At 69.8% G+C, this 17352-nt stretch carries 17 protein-coding genes and 1 pseudogene; 5 read left to right on the top strand and 13 right to left on the bottom strand.

Features of this window, described 5'->3' with window-relative positions:
• Nucleotides 1–23: 23 nt before the first annotated feature.
• The 9 genes from ACWFRJ_RS23740 to ACWFRJ_RS23700 form a co-directional block, all read right to left on the bottom strand.
• On the bottom strand, nt 24–422 hold the full coding sequence (locus ACWFRJ_RS23740) for a TOBE domain-containing protein (protein ID WP_453534243.1): 399 nt from the start codon (nt 420–422) through the stop codon (nt 24–26).
• A gap of 54 nt (nt 423–476) precedes the next feature.
• Entirely contained in the window at nt 477–1649 is a 1173-nt protein-coding gene (locus tag ACWFRJ_RS23735; protein WP_453534240.1) for an NAD-dependent formate dehydrogenase, read from the bottom strand.
• 107 nt (nt 1650–1756) lie between these two features.
• Nucleotides 1757–2680, bottom strand: a complete 924-nt coding sequence (locus ACWFRJ_RS23730; protein ID WP_453534238.1) for a LysR family transcriptional regulator — start codon at nt 2678–2680, stop codon at nt 1757–1759.
• A gap of 30 nt (nt 2681–2710) precedes the next feature.
• Nucleotides 2711–3553: an ABC transporter ATP-binding protein gene (locus ACWFRJ_RS23725; RefSeq protein WP_453534235.1), complete on the bottom strand. Its 843-nt coding sequence runs from the start codon at nt 3551–3553 to the stop codon at nt 2711–2713.
• On the bottom strand, nt 3550–4605 hold the full coding sequence (locus ACWFRJ_RS23720; protein WP_453534642.1) for a FecCD family ABC transporter permease: 1056 nt from the start codon (nt 4603–4605) through the stop codon (nt 3550–3552). The genes ACWFRJ_RS23725 and ACWFRJ_RS23720 overlap by 4 nt, the downstream gene beginning before the upstream one ends.
• A 2-nt stretch (nt 4606–4607) precedes the next feature.
• A complete protein-coding gene (locus ACWFRJ_RS23715; protein WP_453534232.1) occupies nt 4608–5654 on the bottom strand; it encodes a FecCD family ABC transporter permease in 1047 nt (348 codons plus the stop codon).
• Nucleotides 5651–6688 (bottom strand): iron-siderophore ABC transporter substrate-binding protein, encoded by a 1038-nt coding sequence (locus tag ACWFRJ_RS23710; protein WP_453534229.1) that lies wholly within the window; start codon nt 6686–6688, stop codon nt 5651–5653. The genes ACWFRJ_RS23715 and ACWFRJ_RS23710 overlap by 4 nt, the downstream gene beginning before the upstream one ends.
• 227 nt (nt 6689–6915) lie before the next feature.
• Nucleotides 6916–7689, bottom strand: a complete 774-nt coding sequence (locus ACWFRJ_RS23705) for a helix-turn-helix domain-containing protein (protein WP_453534226.1) — start codon at nt 7687–7689, stop codon at nt 6916–6918.
• Between the two features lie 183 nt (nt 7690–7872).
• Nucleotides 7873–8073, bottom strand: a complete 201-nt coding sequence (locus ACWFRJ_RS23700) for a hypothetical protein (RefSeq protein WP_453534223.1) — start codon at nt 8071–8073, stop codon at nt 7873–7875.
• Between the two features lie 332 nt (nt 8074–8405).
• Between ACWFRJ_RS23700 and ACWFRJ_RS23695 the strand changes: the two genes are divergently transcribed.
• The 5 genes from ACWFRJ_RS23695 to ACWFRJ_RS23675 all read left to right on the top strand — a co-directional run bounded on the left by ACWFRJ_RS23695 (nt 8406) and on the right by ACWFRJ_RS23675 (nt 14837).
• The gene (locus ACWFRJ_RS23695; protein WP_453534220.1) at nt 8406–9413 is read left to right on the top strand and encodes an Lrp/AsnC family transcriptional regulator; all 1008 of its coding nucleotides are present in this window, start codon (nt 8406–8408) and stop codon (nt 9411–9413) included.
• Nucleotides 9414–9512: 99 nt separating this feature from the next.
• Nucleotides 9513–10469, top strand: a complete 957-nt coding sequence (locus tag ACWFRJ_RS23690) for a polysaccharide deacetylase family protein (protein WP_453534217.1) — start codon at nt 9513–9515, stop codon at nt 10467–10469.
• Nucleotides 10466–11800, top strand: coding sequence for an MFS transporter (locus ACWFRJ_RS23685; RefSeq protein WP_453534214.1), 1335 nt, complete (start codon nt 10466–10468; stop codon nt 11798–11800). The genes ACWFRJ_RS23690 and ACWFRJ_RS23685 overlap by 4 nt, the downstream gene beginning before the upstream one ends.
• Nucleotides 11800–12621, top strand: coding sequence for an SDR family NAD(P)-dependent oxidoreductase (locus ACWFRJ_RS23680; protein ID WP_453534211.1), 822 nt, complete (start codon nt 11800–11802; stop codon nt 12619–12621). Before ACWFRJ_RS23685 ends, ACWFRJ_RS23680 begins: the two co-directional genes overlap by 1 nt.
• The gene (locus tag ACWFRJ_RS23675) at nt 12618–14837 is read left to right on the top strand and encodes a M20/M25/M40 family metallo-hydrolase (RefSeq protein ID WP_453534208.1); all 2220 of its coding nucleotides are present in this window, start codon (nt 12618–12620) and stop codon (nt 14835–14837) included. Before ACWFRJ_RS23680 ends, ACWFRJ_RS23675 begins: the two co-directional genes overlap by 4 nt.
• Before the next feature lie 422 nt (nt 14838–15259).
• On the opposite strand, the gene ACWFRJ_RS23670 is transcribed toward ACWFRJ_RS23675, so the two are convergent.
• The 4 genes and pseudogenes from ACWFRJ_RS23670 to ACWFRJ_RS23655 form a co-directional block, all read right to left on the bottom strand.
• Nucleotides 15260–15451: a hypothetical protein gene (locus tag ACWFRJ_RS23670; protein ID WP_453534205.1), complete on the bottom strand. Its 192-nt coding sequence runs from the start codon at nt 15449–15451 to the stop codon at nt 15260–15262.
• 56 nt (nt 15452–15507) lie between these two features.
• A pseudogene (locus ACWFRJ_RS23665) lies at nt 15508–15630 on the bottom strand (VOC family protein); the annotation flags it as partial.
• A gap of 695 nt (nt 15631–16325) precedes the next feature.
• Nucleotides 16326–16532 carry an EF-hand domain-containing protein gene (locus tag ACWFRJ_RS23660; protein WP_383264214.1) on the bottom strand — a complete coding sequence of 69 codons (207 nt, stop codon included), beginning with the start codon at nt 16530–16532 and terminating at the stop codon, nt 16326–16328.
• Between the two features lie 294 nt (nt 16533–16826).
• Nucleotides 16827–17255, bottom strand: coding sequence for a pyridoxamine 5'-phosphate oxidase family protein (locus tag ACWFRJ_RS23655; protein WP_453534202.1), 429 nt, complete (start codon nt 17253–17255; stop codon nt 16827–16829).
• Between the last annotated feature and the right edge of the window lie 97 nt (nt 17256–17352).

The following is a 17352-nucleotide window of genomic DNA, read 5'->3' as shown; positions in this document are numbered from 1 at the left end:
CGCTCTCCGAGGGCCGCGCCGGTTCAAGGGGTGTCGATGTGCACGTTGGTCGACTTCACGCGTGCGGTGACCGTGACACCGACCTCGATACCGAGCTCCTCAACGGACTCCCGCGTCACCAGCGACACGATCCGGTGCGGCCCCGACTGGATCTCGACCTGCGCGGCGACGTCGTCGAGCGCCACCCGGGTCACGATCCCGACGAACGCGTTCCGTACGGAAGTGGCGACGGGGCTCTCCGGCAGCGGATGCATCCCTTGGGCCCGCTCCTTCGCGAACGCCGCCAGACTCACCCGGTCGATCGCACGGTTCCCCGGCCCTTCCCTGTCCATGCCGAGCCGTCCGGAGTCCGCCCACCTCCGGACGGTCTCCGAACTCACGCCGAGGAGCCTCGCTGCCTGCCCAATGCTGTACGACGACACACAGCGCACTCTAGGGCCCCGGGCGCGCTGCGCCCGTACCGAGGCGGACGGGGCTCAGCTCTCGGCGGTGGGATTCACGGCGTACGAACGGGCGCCTGTGCCGGCGAGGGCGCCGCCGGAGACGATGAGGTATTCGTCGCGTATGGGGGTCCCGTCTAGCCAGGACTCCAGGATCTCGCGGGTGCCCGCGGCATAGCGGGCCTGTGCCGAGAGGGAGGATCCGGAGATGTGAGGGGTCATTCCGTGGTGCGGCATGGTGCGCCAGGGGTGGTCGGCGGGCGCGGGCTGCGGGTACCAGACGTCGCCCGCGTAACCAGCCAACTGCCCACCCTCCAGGGCGCGTTGGACGGCCCCCTCGTCGACGATCTTCGCGCGGGCGGTGTTGATGAGGTACGCACCGCGCTTCATGGCGGCGAGCAGCTTGTCGTCGAAGAGGTGCTCCGTCTCCGGGTGGAGCGGCGCGTTGATGGTGACGACGTCGCAGTGCGGGACCATGTCGGCCGCCGACTCGTGGAATTCCAGGCCAAGTTCCTCCTCGACCGCGGCAGGCAGCCGGTGCCGGTCGGTGTAGTGCAGCTTCACGTCGAAGGGGGCCAGACGGCGCAGGACCGCGAGGCCGATGCGTCCGGCCGCGACGGTGCCGACGTGCATGCCCTCCAGGTCGTAGGAGCGGGCGACGCAGTCGGCGACGTTCCAGCCGCCGTCGAGGACCACCTGGTGGGAGGGCAGGTAGTTGCGGACGAGCGAGAGCGTCATCATGACCACGTGCTCGGCGACGCTGATGCTGTTGCTGTACGTCACCTCGGCGACCGTCACGCCGTGCGCGATGGCGGCGTCCAGGTCGACGTGGTCGGAGCCGATGCCGGCGGTGACGGCCAGCTTGAGGTTCTTGGCGGCGGCGATGCGCTCCGGAGTCAGGTAGGCGGGCCAGAACGGCTGCGAGATGACGACGTCAGCGTCGGCGAGCTCGCGGTCGAAGACCGAGCCGCCGCCGTCCTTGTCGGAGGTGACCACAAGGGTGTGGCCCCGGCTCTCCAGGAAGTCCCGCAGGCCCAGTTCGCCGGAGACGCTGCCGAGGAGGTGGCCGGGCGTGAACCCGGTGTCCTTGGGCGTGGGCGCCGACTGGCCGTCGGGGTAGGACTCGATGCGCGGCAGGTCGTCGCGGGCGTAGGCGGTGGGATATCCGGTGGCGGGGTCGTCGTACAGGACGCAGAGCACCTTGGCCATGGTCACGGCTCCTCGTTGGGGAGGGCGGACGTGCGGGATGTCTCTCACGGTCCGCGCCTGACCCACCGTGGTCAAAACGAAGTTTTCTATCCACGGTGAGCCTTGGGCTATGACCCCAGGTGGGAGCTGAGCAGGTCGTCCAGGGCGTCACGCACTCCGGCATCGCGAGAGACGGCCAACAGGGCGCGCACCATCGGCGGTTGGGTGTCCTGCGCGACGACGGCCAGACCGACCCGGGGGCCGCGGGCGGGTCCGGAGAGCCGCACCACGCGCATGCCGGGCGGGGTCGGGAACATGTGCAGCCAGGCGTGCGAGATGACGCTCGACCAGCGGCCGGTGACGAGGTGCGCGTACAGGCCCGCGACGGTGTCGGACTCGACCGCGGGCGCCGCCGTCGCGTTGTCGGCGGCGAAGTTCTCGTCCAGGATGCGGCGGTTGCGCATGCGCGGCGAGAGCAGGCACAGCGGCAGCGCCGCCGCCCGCGCCCAGCTCACCTCGGTGTCCTCGGCGTACGGTCCGTCGGCCGGGGTGAGCAGCACGTACCGCTCCTCGTACAGCGGCAGGCACCGCATGTCGCGCAGGGAGCTGTCGTCGAGGTAGGTCAGGGCCGCGTCGATGTCGAAATCGGTCAGACGGCGGGCGATGTCGCGTGAGGAGAGGGACTCCAGGCTCACCTTCACGCCCGGGTGGCGCTCGCAGAACGGCGTGGTGAGCAGCGAGGTGACGGTCAGAGCGGTGGGGATGGCGCCCAGGCGCAGGGTGCCGGTCAATTCGCCTTGGAGTGCGGCCAGTTCCTGTCTCAGTGCGTCGCGTTCGGCGAGCGTGTGGTGCGCCCAGGCCAGTACGTGCTCTCCCTCGGGCGTCAGGCCCTGGAACCGGTTCCCGCGCCGGATGAGGGGGACCCCGAGCTCGGCCTCCAGCTTGCGGATCCCGGCCGAGAGCGAGGGCTGCGACACGAAGCACGCGGCGGCGGCGCGTGCGAAGTGCCGCTCCCGGGCGAGCGCGACCAGGTACTCCAGCTGTCGCAGCACTGTTCCCCCAAGGGTCTGCTCAGCGGGGCTTCACCCCACGGACTGACGACTCCCGGGAACCGTACTGGCTGCCTCTCGGACGTGGTGGCGCCCGATCGGCAGCATCAGCGGTTTGCCCGACACGGGATCCTCCACGATGCGGCTGTCGAGACCGAACACGGCGCGGACGCTCTCCTCCGTCAGTACGTCGGCGGGGGCACCCGTGGCATGCGGCCGACCGTCCGCGAGAGCGATCAGGTGGTCCGAGTAGCGGGCGGCGAGGTTGAGGTCGTGGAGCACCATGACGATCGTGGTCCCGCGGCTGCGGTTCAGGTCGGTGAGCAGGTCGAGCACCTCGATCTGGTGGCTGGCGTCGAGGAACGTGGTGGGTTCGTCAAGGAGGAGCAGATCGGTCTGCTGGGCCAGCGCCATCGCGATCCACACCCGCTGACGCTGGCCTCCGGACAGCTCGTCCACCGCCCGGTCCATGAGCGGCGTCGTCCGCGTCGCCTCCAGGGCGGCGGCCACGGCGGCGTCGTCCTTCGCACTCCAGCGGGACAGGACGCCCTGGTGCGGATGGCGGCCGCGGCCGACGAGGTCCCCGACGGTGATGCCCTCGGGGGCCACCGGCGACTGCGGCAACAGGCCGAGGGTGCGGGCGAGTTCCTTCGCGGGCAGCCGGTGCACTTCTTTGCCGTCGAGGACGACGCGGCCCGCGCGGGGTGCGAGAAGCCGGGACATGGACCGGAGCAGCGTCGATTTGCCGCAGGCGTTGGCGCCCACGATCCCGGTGATCTGTCCGGGCGGCACCGTCAGGTCGAGGGAGTCGATCACGGTGCGGTCGCCGTAGCCGAGTGTGAGCCCCTCGGCGGTGAGGACGTGGTCCGTGGTCAAAGCGAGCCTCCGGCCCTGTTGGTACGAACGATCAGGTAGATGAGGTAGGGCGCGCCGAGGACGCCGGTGACGATGCCGACCGGGTACCGGGTCCCGAGGGCGTACTGCCCCACGAAGTCGGCGACGAGCACGAGCAGGGCGCCGACGAGGCCCGCGGGCACCAACAACGAGCCGCCGCGGCCCACGAGTCGGGCGGCGAGGGGGCCGGAGAGGAACGCCACGAACGCGATCGGTCCGGACGCCGCCGTGGCGAAGGCGATGAGACCGACCGCCGCGACGATCACCGTGACCCGGACCCGCTCGACGCGGACTCCCAGCGCGGCGGCGGTGTCGTCACCGAGCTGCATCGCGGACAGGTCCCGCGAACGGGAGAGCAGCACCGGGCCGAGGACGGCGAGCGCGACGACCACGGGCACGGTCTGCTCCCATGCCGCGCCGTTGAGACTGCCGGTGAGCCAGCGTGACGCCTCCTGGAGGTCCCACTCGGCGGCCTGCGACAGTACGTACGAGGTGATGCTGTCGAGCATCGCGGAGATGCCGATGCCGATCAGGATGAGGCGGGTTCCGACGACGCCGTCCCGGAAAGCCAGCGTGTACACGAGCAGAGCTACGGCGAGGCCCGCGACGATCGCCAGGACCGACACCTGCGTGGCGCCGAGGGACAGGGTGACGATCGCGAGGGCCGCGGCGGCGCTCGCGCCGGAGCTGATGCCGATGATGTCGGGGCTGGCAAGGGGGTTGCGCAGCATCGTCTGGAAGGTGACGCCCGCGAGACCGAAGCAGAATCCGGCCACCACGGCGAGCACGGCGCGGGGCAGCCGCAGCCGTCCGACGGTGAACGACGCGCCCGGCACCTGTTCGCCCATGATCACCCGGGCCACCTCACCGGGCCGGTAGAACGTCTCCCCCACCATCAGGGTCACGGCGAACCCGGCCACGACGAGCACGGCAAGGACCGTGATCACTGTCCGGCGCCGGGAAGCGCGGCGAATCCGTGCGCGGGACACGTCCCCGGTCGACGCGGTGTCCCCCAGTGGGTCGGTGACGGTCAGGCTCACAGGGCACGCACCTTCTGCCGGCGGACGATCCAGATGAAGAACGGGCCGCCGATGAGCGCCGTCAGGATGCCGACGTCGATCTCCGCCGGACGGGCGACGATCCGTCCGATGACGTCGGCGCCGGTCAGCAGGACCCCGCCGAGCAGCGCCGAGAACGGCAGCAGCCAGCGGTGGTCCACGCCGATGAGCAGGCGGCACGTGTGCGGGACGACCAGGCCGACGAAGGCGATCGGCCCGGCGATGGCCGTGGCCGCGCCGCACAGGACGACGGCTCCGAGCGCGGCCGTTCCGCGAGCCAGGGCGACCCGCTCCCCGAGACCGGCCGCGACCTCGTCGCCCAGGGCGAGCGAGTTCAGCGAGCGCGCCGAAAGCAGACAGATGAGGAAGCCCGCCACGAGGAACGGCAGGACCTGCCCCACGCGTTCGAAGGTCGCTCCGCCGACGCCGCCGATCTGCCAGAGCCGGAAGCTGCCGTTCACGTCGTTGCGCGGCAGTATGACTGCGCTGACCAGCGACGCGAACGCCGCCGACGTGGCGGCTCCGGCGAGCGCCAGTTTGAGCGGGGTGGCTCCTCCGCGGCCCAGCGAGCCGACGGTGTAGACGAACACCGCGGAGACCCCCGCACCGGCCATCGCGACCCAGATGTATCCGGTCGGCGAAGCGAGTCCGAAGAACGCGACTGCGGTGACGACGGCGAGCGAAGCTCCCATGTTGACGCCGAGGATGCCCGGGTCGGCCAGGGGATTACGGGTGACGCCCTGCATGACGCCGCCCGCGAGGCCGAGTGCCGCACCGATCAGCACGGCGAGGAACGTACGGGGTATCCGCTTCGCGGCGGCCGCCCGTGCGAGCGAGTCGTCCGCGCCACCGAGCGCCGCCCAGATGTCGGACCATCCAACGGCGCGTGAGCCAAGGGCGACGGAGGCCACCATGACCGCCGCCAGCGCCACCGCCACCAGCAGAAGCCATACGAGACGAGCCTGCGTCGGGTGCCGCCGCGACACGGCGGCACCCTTCACCTGCTGGGTGTCGACCGCTGTCACGGGACCTTGTCCGCGGCCTTGGCGAGGGCGGCGACGTAGTCGTCAAGTACGTAACTGATCGACAAGGGAGTGGGGTTGGCCGCGGTAGCGAGCGGGGTGCTGCCGGGGAGCATGTATGCCGAACCACGCTTGAGCGCGGGCATCTTGGAAAGCACCGGGTCCTTGCGCAGCTGCTTGAGCAGCTCGCCCTTCTCGTCGCCGTACCCGACGACGATGTCGACGTCGTCGAACGTGTCGATCTGCTCGGCGCTCTGCGTCAGGACGAACTTGTCCGTCCCCTTGGACAACTTGCCGATGCTCCCTGGCGTCTTCAGACCGAGGTCCTCGAAGAACTGCGTCCGCGTGTCATGCGTGGTGTAGAAGCCGACCTTGCTGACGTTCTTGGGGTCGACGTGCGTCATGAACATCGCCGACTTTCCCTTCAGCTGCGGGTACTTGCTGAAGGATTTGCGGATGTCCCCCTCGATGCCCTTGACCAGCTTCTCGCCCTCCGGGGCCAGGCCGATGGCCTTGCTGTTCTGCCGGATGATCTCGCGCCAGGGGGTAGCCCACGGAGCGTCCGGGTACGCGACCACGGGGGCTATCTCGCTGAGCGTCTTGTAGTCCTTCTTCGTCAGACCGGAGTACGACGCGAGAATCACGTCGGGGCGGGTGTCCGCCACGGCCTCGAAGTCGATGCCGTCGGTCTCGTCGAACAGCACGGGAGTGTCGGCCTTCAACTCCTTGAGCCGCTTCTCGGTCCAGGGCAGCACCCCGTCACCGTCGTCGTCCCCGAAGTTCGCCTTGGCCATGCCGACCGGTACGACGCCGAGGGCCAGCGGTACCTCGTCGTTGGCCCAGTTCACCGTGGCCACGCGCTTCGGCTTCTCCGGGATGGTCGATGTCCCGAGGGCGTGCTTGATCGTCATGGGGAAGGCGCCGGACTGGCCCCCCTTGTCGCTTTTACCGCCGTTGTCGGTATCGGCCGTGCCGCAGGCGGAGAGCCCCAGGAGGCTCACCCCCGCAACGAGCAGACGAAGGCGTTGCGAACGCATCAGTCCGTACTCCGCTTCGGAATGTCAGGTGCTGGATGTGCACGCCCGGTCGCGAGAAGGCGAGGGCGCACGGCGCCGCGCGGCGCCTGAAGGTTAGGTAAACCTTGCCTTCGTACCTTAAGGAAAGAGGGACGACTGTCGCAATCGACCATTTGAGACAGCCGATGTCGCGATCGGGACATCGCCGTCTGGCACCTGTCCGGTGCCGTCGTCCGGCACAAGATGATTCAGCGCGTACGGAAGGCACCCGGAGTGAGCCCCGTCGTGCGCCGGAAGGCCACGCCGAAGGCACTCGCCGACCGGTAGCCCACACGCTCGGCGACAGCATCGACTTCCCAGCCGCGGGCGAGCAGCGTGACCGCGTGCTGCACACGGACCGCCCCCACCCAGCGCGCGAAACTGGTTCCCGTCTCGGCATGGAACGCCCGGGTCACCGTGCGCGTGCTCACCCCGAGTTCAGCGGCCCAGTCCGCCAGCGTCCGCGGATCACCGGGGTTCTCCCGTACGGCTGCGGCGACCGGATGCAGCAAGGTCGACGTCGGCACCTGGACCTGCAACTCACGCGGCGATGGCTGCAGTACGTCGAGCACCATCGCCTCGGTCACGGCCCTGGAGGCGGGCGGGAGTTGAGGATCGCCCAGGCGCTCGAGCAGCAGCCTGAGCAGCGGGGTGACATCGACGGCCACCGGAACGTCGGAGATCGAGTGCGTGGCGCCGTAGCCGAAGAAGGCGGCGCGGAACCAGGTGCCGGCCACCGCTGATCCGGAGTGCAGGGCACCCGCGGGCATCCACAGGGCCAGGGTGGGCGTGGTGGTCCAGACGCGTGCACCGACGACGACCGTGGAGGCGCCGCGCTCGTTCCAGAGCAGTTCATGGAAGGGGTGGGAGTGCTCTCCCCAGACGGTGTCGCACGCGACGGTCTCGTCGTACCCCTGGATGACGAAGGGCATCTCCACCGAGCCGGGCGCGTGCACCGGCAGTTCCCTGAGCTCCCTGCTCACGTCCGCGGCCCGCCCGAAGGTACGACGGAGGTACGCGCCCCACCTGAACGCACGACGGAGGCAACAAACACACGGACGGCTCCGGCAGCCTGGTGAACGGGGTGCATCGCCCCAGACTACGGCTGCCCCATCGCCGCCTGAGGCCAGTGAGGCACGGCCGGAACCGGCGGTGCCTGTCACCTCTCAGCGGGCGTGGGCGATCTCCCAGCTCGTCTTCGCCACGTCGAGTCCCGTTCGCACCCCGTCGACGACCTCGCCGGGGCTCTCGGGGAGGTTGACACCTCCATGACCGTTGGTCTCCTCGCCCGCATGAGCGGGGCCGGCCACGGCAAGGGCCGCGGCTACGAGGGTCAGGGCAACGACGGCTCGCTCAGCACTCTTCATGCCCACTTGAACGATCATGAGCTGCTCAGGTTGTGCCCTGCCTTCGACCCAGTTCCGCGCGGCAGTGCGGGCCGCCGCCCTCAACGAGGATCCCGCATCTGTCGCAGCACCTGCTGTGACAGAAGGCCCGTCTTGGCCTTGAACGCCCGAGGAACTTTTTCGGACACGCGGTTGACGTAATCCGTCACGTTCCAGCCACCCGCGTGCATGGGGCCGAGCTGCATCGTTTATCCCTCCACAACACTGCGGTTGCGGGATGGTAATGATCTGACCAGTGATAATGCAGGATTCCTTCATTGACGGTGGTCAGAGCACTCGATACCTTCGCCACCATGACGCACACAGCCCCCACGGACACCATCGACGAGCTGGACCAGCGCATCATCGCCGCGCTCCAGCTCAACGGTCGTGCCCCGTGGAGCGCTGTGGCGCGCTGGGTGGGTGCCAGCGAGACGACCGCCCAGCGGCGCTACCGCTCCTTGCGTGAGCGGGGGCTGCTTCGGGTCGTCGGCACCCTGGAGCTGGACCGGACGCGGGAGGGCTCCTCCATGCTCGTCCGGGTCCAGGCCCGGCCGGGCCAGGGCCTGGCCGCCGCCGACCGGCTCACCGAGAGTCCGGACGTCCGCTTCGTGGCCGTGGTCACCGGCGCCGCCGATCTGATCGTCGACTTCGTCGCCCGCGACAACGAGGAGATGATGCGGATTCTCTTCACCGATCTGCCCGCGGCCGACCTCATCACCAGCACCGAGGCCGTACCTGTCATCCGCGCCTTCGTCTCGGCGTCCATGTGGGACACCGGGCTGCTGTCCGCCGAGGCGGCGGCCGACCTGCGGCCCGCATCCCTGGCGTCCTCGTGCGACCGGGAGGACTGGGACATGACGCCACAAGCACTCATGCCCCTGGAGCAGGATCTCGTCGCGGCGCTCAAGGAAGACGGCCGTACCCAGGTCAGCGCGCTGGCCCGGCGCCTTGGCCACACCGAGTCCGGCGTCGCGCGGGCCATGGACCGGCTCATCTCACGCGGCGTCCTGCAGTTCCGCACCCTGGCCGATCCCTCGTTGCTCGGATACGACGCGGAGTTCATGGTCTGGCTCTCGATCGAGCCCGACCGGCTCGACGCGGCGGGACGGCAGCTCGCCCGGCATCCGGGAACCAAGTTTCTGGGCGCGGCGACCGGGCGCTTCAACCTCGTCGGGCACATGGTGCTACCTCGCCGTGCCGACCTCTACCGCTACACCAGCGACGTCATCGGCAGACTGCCCGGCCTCCTCGCCTCCGACGTGACCCTGCACCTCGTCACCATGAAGTACTCCTGGCACCGGATGGTCCGCCCCGTCTGAGCGGGCTCCCGGCCCCCGGACACACATCGCGTCGGCTCACGGCCTCGCGCACTTCCCTCTTCTCTCCCCTGTACCTTCCCCGACCCTCGTGGAGTCACCATGCCCACAGACGACTCCGGCCTGCCCGCGGAGAGCTGGCGCTGGACCGAACAGACCTGGCGCGGCCACGTGGACGCCGTGCGCGCCGGACGGCGCCTTGTCCCCGACCGCTGGCCCGGCGACGCCCGGGTCGCGGTCGCCCTGTCCTTCGACTCCGACCACGAGACGATCCCGCTGCGCGACGGCGAGACCAGTCCCGGCCGACTCGCCCAGGGCGAGTACGGGGCACGCGTCGGCGCGGCGCGGATCCTGGACCTGCTCGCCCGCCACCGTGTACCCGCGACGTTCTTCATGCCGGCGGTCTCCGCCCTGCTCCACCCCGAGGAGGCGCGCGCGTACACGGGCGACGGACACGAACTGGCCGTCCACGGCTGGATCCACGAGCGGAACATGCTCCTTGGCCGCGCTGACGAGAGGGAGCTGACCGCCCGCGCCCTGGACACCCTGGAGACCCTGACCGGGCAGCGGCCGGTGGGAATCCGCACACCGTCCTGGGACTTCTCGGACTCCACCCTCGACATCATGCTCGAACTCGGCTTCGCCTACGACTCCTCGCTGATGGCCGACGACGAGCCGTACGAGATCGTCGCCGAGGGAAACCCCACCGGTCTGGTCGAGATCCCCGTGGACTGGATCCGGGACGACGCCCCCTACTTCACGATGGACCGCTACGGATCCGTCCGCCCGCACAGCCGTCCGCGCGACGTCATGGAGATCTGGGCCGACGAGTTCGACGCCGCCTACCGCGACGGCGGCGTCTTCCAACTCACCCTGCACCCGCACGTCATCGGCCACCGCTCACGCCTGGTGGCGCTGCGCGAACTCCTCGACCACATCACCGCGCACTCCGATGTCTGGTTCGCCACGCACGCCCAGCTCGCCGAATCGGCCCGCGCCGTGCTGACCGGCCCGACGACCTCCCGTTCCGTCCCCGACGCCCCGGAGCACACGCCATGAACACAGGATCCGCAGCACCCGCAGGTCCGCTGCCCCAGGACGGCGATTCCCCCTCCCCCTCCCCCGGCAGACTGAACGGCGCCCAGCGCAAGGCCATCGTCGCGGGCACCATCGGCAACACCGTCGAGTGGGTCGACTGGGCCCTGTACTCCATCTTCGCCAAGGTCATCGCCGACGAGTTCTTCCCCAAGGGCGACGGGGCGGTGGCCCTTCTGTCCACGCTCGCCGTGTTCGCCGTCGGCTTCGTGATGCGCCCGGTGGGCGCCGCCGTGCTCGGCGCCTACGCCGACCGCCACGGCCGCAAGAAGGGCATGACCATCACCGTCGCCCTGATGGCGGGTGCCGGGTTCGCCATCGCCATCACCCCGAACTACGACACCATCGGCGTCTTCTCACCGCTCATCCTGCTCGTCGCACGTCTCGTGCAGGGCTTCTCCGCGGGCGGCGAGTTCGGTTCCTCCTCCGCCTTCCTCGTGGAGTCGGCCGCTCGGGGCAGGCGCGCGTTCGCCGGCTCCTGGCAGCAGGTGTCGGTAGCGGGCGGCGTCCTCATCGCCTCCCTCCTTGGCACCCTCACCACCTCGTTGCTGAGCGACGACGCCGTGCACTCCTGGGGCTGGCGCGCCGCGTTCGTCTTCGGCGGACTCCTCGGCCTGGTCGGTCTGTGGCTGCGGGTCTCCGTGGCGGACACCGAGTCCTTCACCCAGGCCCAGGGCTCGGGCCGGACCCGTACCAACCCCGTCAAGGCCATGTTCGTCGAGCATCCCGCGGCGACGCTGCGCGTCGTCGGCATCACCATCGCGGGCACTCTGACCTACTACATCTGGGTCAACTACCTTCCCACGTACGCGAATCTGACCACCGGCATCGCGCTGAAGACCGCCCTCCTGTCGCAGACGCTCTGTCTCATCGTCTTCGTCGTCGCGCTGCCGTTCGCGGGGCTGCTCTCGGACCGGATCGGGCGCAAACCGACCATGGCGGGCTTCGCCGCCGGGTTCGTCGTCCTGGCATGGCCCCTGCTGCACCTGCTCGACGGCAGCTTCCTCAGCCTGTTCCTGGTCCAGCTCACCGGCATGCTGCTGATCCTCGGCTACTCCGCCAACTGCGCCGTCATCATGGCCGAACAGTTCCCGCCGGAGGTCCGCGCCACCGGCATCGCCCTGCCCTATGCCCTGGCCGTCGCGGTCTTCGGCGGCACCGCGCCCTACCTCACCACCTGGCTGCACGAGAGCGGCCACAGCGACCTGCTGTGGATCTACGTCTCCGCCGCGGCACTGATCTCCCTCGTCGTCTACCTCACGATGCCGGAGACCAAGGACAAGGAGTTCGACTGATGACGACTCACGTGATCGTCACCGGCGCCGCGGGCGGCATCGGCGCGGCGATCGCCGCGGAGTTCGCCGCGCAGGGTGCACTGCTCACCCTCGCCGACCGGGATTCCACGGCCCTTGAGCGGACAGCAGCACGCCTTGGCGGTGACACGACGACGCACGCGGCGGACCTGACCGACCCGGACGCGCCCTCCGCCCTGGTCGAGAGGGCATGGGCGGAGCAAGGCCCCGTCGACGTCCTGGTCAACGCGGCCGGTGTCTACCCGTCCCTGGACATGGCGGACATCAACGCCCGCACCTGGGACCGGCTGTTCGCCGTCAACCTGCGCGCCCCGGTCCTCGCCACCGCCGCGTTCGCGCGCCTCGCCGTGGCGGCCGGGCGGCCCGGCGCAGTCGTCAACATCTCCTCCGGTTCCGCGCTGCGGTCCCGGCCCGGCGGAGGCCCCTACGCCAGTTCCAAGGCCGCCCTGGAGATGGCGACTCGCGCCGCCGCCCTGGAACTGGGCCCGCACGGCATCCGCGTGAACGCCGTCAGCCCCGGCTTCGTCCAGGTCGCCAGCGACTGCAACCCCGTGTCCGCCGAGTACGCGGCGGCGATCGGCGCCAACCCACTTGGCCGCCCCGGCAGTCCGCACGACATCGCCCGCGCCGTGTGCTGGATCGCAGGCCCGGACGCCTCCTGGATCACCGGCGAGGTCCTTCGCGTGGACGGCGGATCCAGTACGGGCGCACTGCACCTGCCCCGTATCTGGCAGCCCGGCGACACCCCCGCCACCTCACTGCCCGCGACACCGGTCGCCCCCACGGAAGGACCCACCCCATGACCGCCCCCTCCACCCAGCGGGCCGCCTACACCGTCGTCGGCGCAGGCGCGATCGGCGGCACGCTCGCCTTCGCCCTCGCGCGGGCAGGACACCCCGTCACCGTCGTCGACACCGACCCGGCCCATGTGGCGGCGATCCGCGCCGACGGACTCGTCGTCGAGCACGGCGGTACTCGCACCGGTGTGCCGGTCGCCGCGACCACGCCGGAGGAGTTCGACGGAAGCCTCGGACGGGTCTTGCTGGCCGTCAAGGCCCAGGCCACAGCGACGGCTGCAGCCTGGATCGCACCCCGTCTGGCACCGGACGGATATGTGGTCTCCCTCCAGAACGGCTTCAACGAGGACCTCATCTCCCGACACGTGGGCGCCCGCCGCACCGTCGCCGCGTTCGTCAACATCTTCGCCGACGTCATCGAGCCGGGGGTCATCCTGGACGGCGGCGCGGGCGCGCTCGTTCTCGGCGAGCCCGGAGGCGCCCCGGTCAGTGACCGCGTCCGCTCCCTCGTGTCCGACCTGCACAGCTGGGGTCCGGCGTTGGCCAGCGACAACGTCGAGGGCTATCTGTGGGCCAAGGCGGGATTCGGCGCGATGCTCGCCGCCACCGCCCTCGCCGACGCCCCCATGGCCGACCTCATCGACCGGCACCGGGCCGCCATGACCGGCCTGACCGGGGAGATCTTCGCCGTGTCCGACCGCCTCGGCGTCACCCTGGAGGCGTTCGACGCCTTCGATCCGCACCCGCTGCGGCCGGGTCAGGACTCGGCCGAACGCGATGCCGCCTTCGACCGCCTGACCTCGTGGCTGCGTACGCAGACGAAGGAGCGCAGCGGCATCTGGCGCGACCTCGCCGTACGTCACCGTCCCGTGGAGGCCACCACCCACTACACCGGCGTCTTCGACCATGCCGCCCACGAGGGGCTTCCCACCACGCTCCTGCGCACGGTCATGGACGGTCTGCTCGAACTGGAGGGCGCACCGCACCAGATGTCGGAGTCACGCCTGGAGGACCTCGACCGCCTCGCCGAGCCCCCGCTACACGCGCGTCTGCCGGAGGCGGAGCAGGCCGAGGCGGTACGGGGCTGGCTCGACGAGCACCGCGAGGACATGGTCGCCGACCTGGCCGCGTACACCTCCCAGGGAAGCGCCAGCGACGACCCCGAGGAACTGGACGCCTGCCTCGACTGGCTACGCGGCTGGCTCGACCGGCGTCTTGGCGCACCGGCCACCGAGGAGATACTCCCCCGCGCGAGCGCCGGAGACATCCTCGTGCGCCGCTACCCGGCCCGTGGCACGGCCTGCGAGGACACCCGGCCGGTCCTGCTCCTCGGCCACTACGACACCGTCTGGCCGACCGGCACCCTCGACGCATGGCCCTTCCGACGGGACGGCGACCACATCAGCGGGCCGGGTGTCTTCGACATGAAGGCCGGTCTGGTGCAGGCCGTGTGGGCACTGCGCGCGCTCGACGCGCTTGGCCTGCCCCGGCCGTCCTGCACCCTGATGCTGAACGGCGACGAGGAGACCGGCAGCCTCTGCTCCCACGAGGCCATCGTCGACGAGTCCCGCGGAAGCAGGCTCGCCATGGTCTTCGAGGCGGCCGCCGACGGCGCGATCAAAACGGCCCGCAAGGGAGTGGGCCTTTTCACCGTCACGGTCACAGGGAAGGAGGCCCATGCCGGACTCGATCCGACCGTCGGGGCGAGTGCGGTCGACGAACTGGCGCATCAGATCCTGCACTTGGCCGACCTGCGCGACGCCGACGCCGGCACGTCCCTCAACGTGGGTGTGGTGGAGGGCGGCACCCGCAGCAACGTCACCGCGGGACGAGCCGTGGGCCGCATCGACGTACGTGTCGCCTCCGCGGCAGAGCAGGAGCGCGTCACCAAGGCCCTTGCCGCATTGCGCCCGGTGGACCCGCGGACCCTCGTGGAAGTCACCGGCGACTGGAACCGCCCCGTCTTCGAGCGCACCGCACAAGTCGCCGCGTACGCGGAACTGGCCCGCAGGTGCGCGGCGTTGCTCGGCGAGGACTTGCGCGAAACGTCCGTCGGAGGCGCCAGCGACGGCAACTTCGTGGTCGCCGCGGGGACACCGGTCCTCGACGGCATCGGCGCGGTCGGCTCAGGCGCCCACGCCCGGTCGGAAAACACCTCGGTATCCGGCATGACCGAACGCTCGGCACTGACAGCCACGGTGCTGGCATCGCTGGCCGGGTGACGCGGGGGCCCACCGGGCGGACACGAGACGCACCCGCGGATGAAGAGGCGGCGGACGGATGCACGGACGAATCATCGACGCGGCGACCGCCGACCCCTGCTCCCCGGCGCTGACCGGTCGTGCCTACAGCGTTCCGCGTGGGCCGGACTTCAACACGCACCGGTCCCACCAGGCGTTACCGGTGAAAGGGCATGGCCGGGTGTGGCCTTCGGGCTGTGGCTGCGAAGACCTGCTTGGTCGTTGCGGTCGGGCGGCCGCTGCCGGGCAATCTGAACGACTGCAAGGCCCGGCTGCGGCCCCCTCCCGACCGGACGAGGTGTACGAGATCCGCAGCCCGTTTCCACCGGCCGACGACCTCCAAGCACTCGGACACCCCGGCCCTTGGCCGAAGAGACAGAGGCCGCGGGGCCGGGGCGTTGCAGTCACCGCTGGCGCAGCTCACCGAACCAGCGCACGATCGACGACGTGGCTGCCGCATTGGACCCCAAGTGACGGGATCCGTGATAGTCGACATCGCCCCGATCGACGACCGGGGCGTCTACGCCGTTCCTGTGCAGAGCCGCCCGGCAGGGCTCGGTGTTGCCGGTGGCGGCCTGCTCGTCCCCGGTCGCCATGTAGAGCCGCACCGGAACTCGCGCCGCTTCGGCTCAGCGCTGGCTTGGTGGATGCTTTAGTCGAAACAGAACTCGTTGCTTTCGATGTCCTGCATCACGAGGCACGACTCGTCGTCATCGGCAACGAGTCGCCGCACGCATGCCGCGCCGAGCGGGACCAGCCGTCCGCACTCGACCTCAGGATCCAATCCCGACAAGCACCCTCATGCCAAAGGTCAGTTGCGAGGCACCCTTTAGGGGGCGTCGACAGCCCGAAGTCCCAGGGCCTCGCGGATGTCGGAAACCGACCTCGACCGGGCGCGGGCGACGAGGTCTGCGAAGAAGACCATAAAGCCCTGCCCCCTGAGCTCGGCCTCGTTACGAATGTAGGGCGACATTATGGGCCAGAACTCATCTTGAAGAGACCGGCCGAAGAAGGCGATGACAAGCTCCTCCGGCACCACCCAATGTGCGATGAGCAACCCGAAGTTATCGAAGAGGAAACCGACTTTGCGCAGTGCGGCGCGAGCTTGCGGTGGTTGCTGCGACTCACCTAGGTCAGCGGAGAACTCGGCGGTGAGACGCTCGCTGTCGGGGTGGTCGCCCGGGTCCGCCTGCTGGGCGTACGCAGGTTGTACTGGCGGCGTTCCGTGGCAGCTCGAGGTCCAGACAGACGGCTTCGAGGCCGTCCCAAGCCAGCGAGGCATTCGGGACCGTGGGCGATGCATGGTGGGCAAGCGTGAACGGAGTGTCTGGCCCCTCTGCTCCACACCTCCCAAACACCCGGCGTCCGCCGTGGATCGACAACACGGCCACCACGCCCGGCGCCCGCTGAGGCAGACGTACCTGTGCCCCCGGATCAGCGGATCCGGGGGCACAGGGGGTGGCGTCGCGTTCAGAGCCCCATGGAGGCCCGGAACTCGTCGAACGAGACCTTCCGGTCACCGTCGCTGTCGATGGTGTCGATGAGGTCTTGCGCGGCCTCCGCGGTGATACCCGTGTCGCCGAGCTCCACGACGACCTGCCGGTACTCCTCGGCAGTCAACTGCCCGTCCCCGTCGACGTCGTACCGCTCGAAGACCTTCCGCGCCGCGGCTGTCATGTCGACCACTTGATCCCCATTTCCTTGCTGTTTCAAGACCGCCCCCACTCTAGGACCTCCAGGCACCCGCTCCCGTCCACGAACAGGCCGGCGCTCTCTCCCGGAGCGATGTCCGCCTCACGCGGAGGCGTAACCCGCCGCCGGTCACACAAGATCCAGAGCAGCTGCGATGCCGAGCACGACTCGCAAGGAGACCAAAGGACCTTCTTGTTTCGTACAGCCCGAAGAAGCTTGGGTTCATCTAGAGCCTGACGTCGATTGTCCGGGGACCTTGCTCGTCCCCGGACAACCCGCTCAGGCGGCCGCGGCCTGCCAGACGTTGCCGAGGCCGGAGGAGATCCAGTGCTCAGGGCGGATCGTGATGACGACTCCTTCGCCATGGTTCGCCTCGGCGAACTCGATGTAGCCGTCGACCCAATCGGGCGGAAGGTAGCGCGAGGTCATCTCGGTCAGGTGCGCGCGGGTGGCGGGGACCGTGGAGATCACCGGGGCCTCGACGGACACGTAACGGGCGGTCGGCTCGAGGCGGTCCGCCATGAGCGTGAACCGGCCCGCCTTCTCGATGAGTTCATGCTTGCGCGAGCCCTTGGCGGTGTGGATCCAGATGTCGCCGCCGGGCGCGTAGCCGTTGGGCGGCGGTCCTATTCCGCCGTCGCCGAAGTCCGGACGCCGCTGCGCATGCGCCGACGCGCGCGACGTCGAGACCGCTTCGCCCTCGAACATCCTGCACACGCCCCACCCATCCGACGCGTGCATCCGCCCGTACGCAGTGCCGGCCGGCGACAGATCAGAGGCTACTGAGCTCGTACGGTTGTCAGTG

The sequence above is a fragment of the Streptomyces sp. NPDC055239 genome (assembly GCF_053606205.1).
This window is presented reverse-complemented; position numbering and strand designations above follow the sequence as displayed.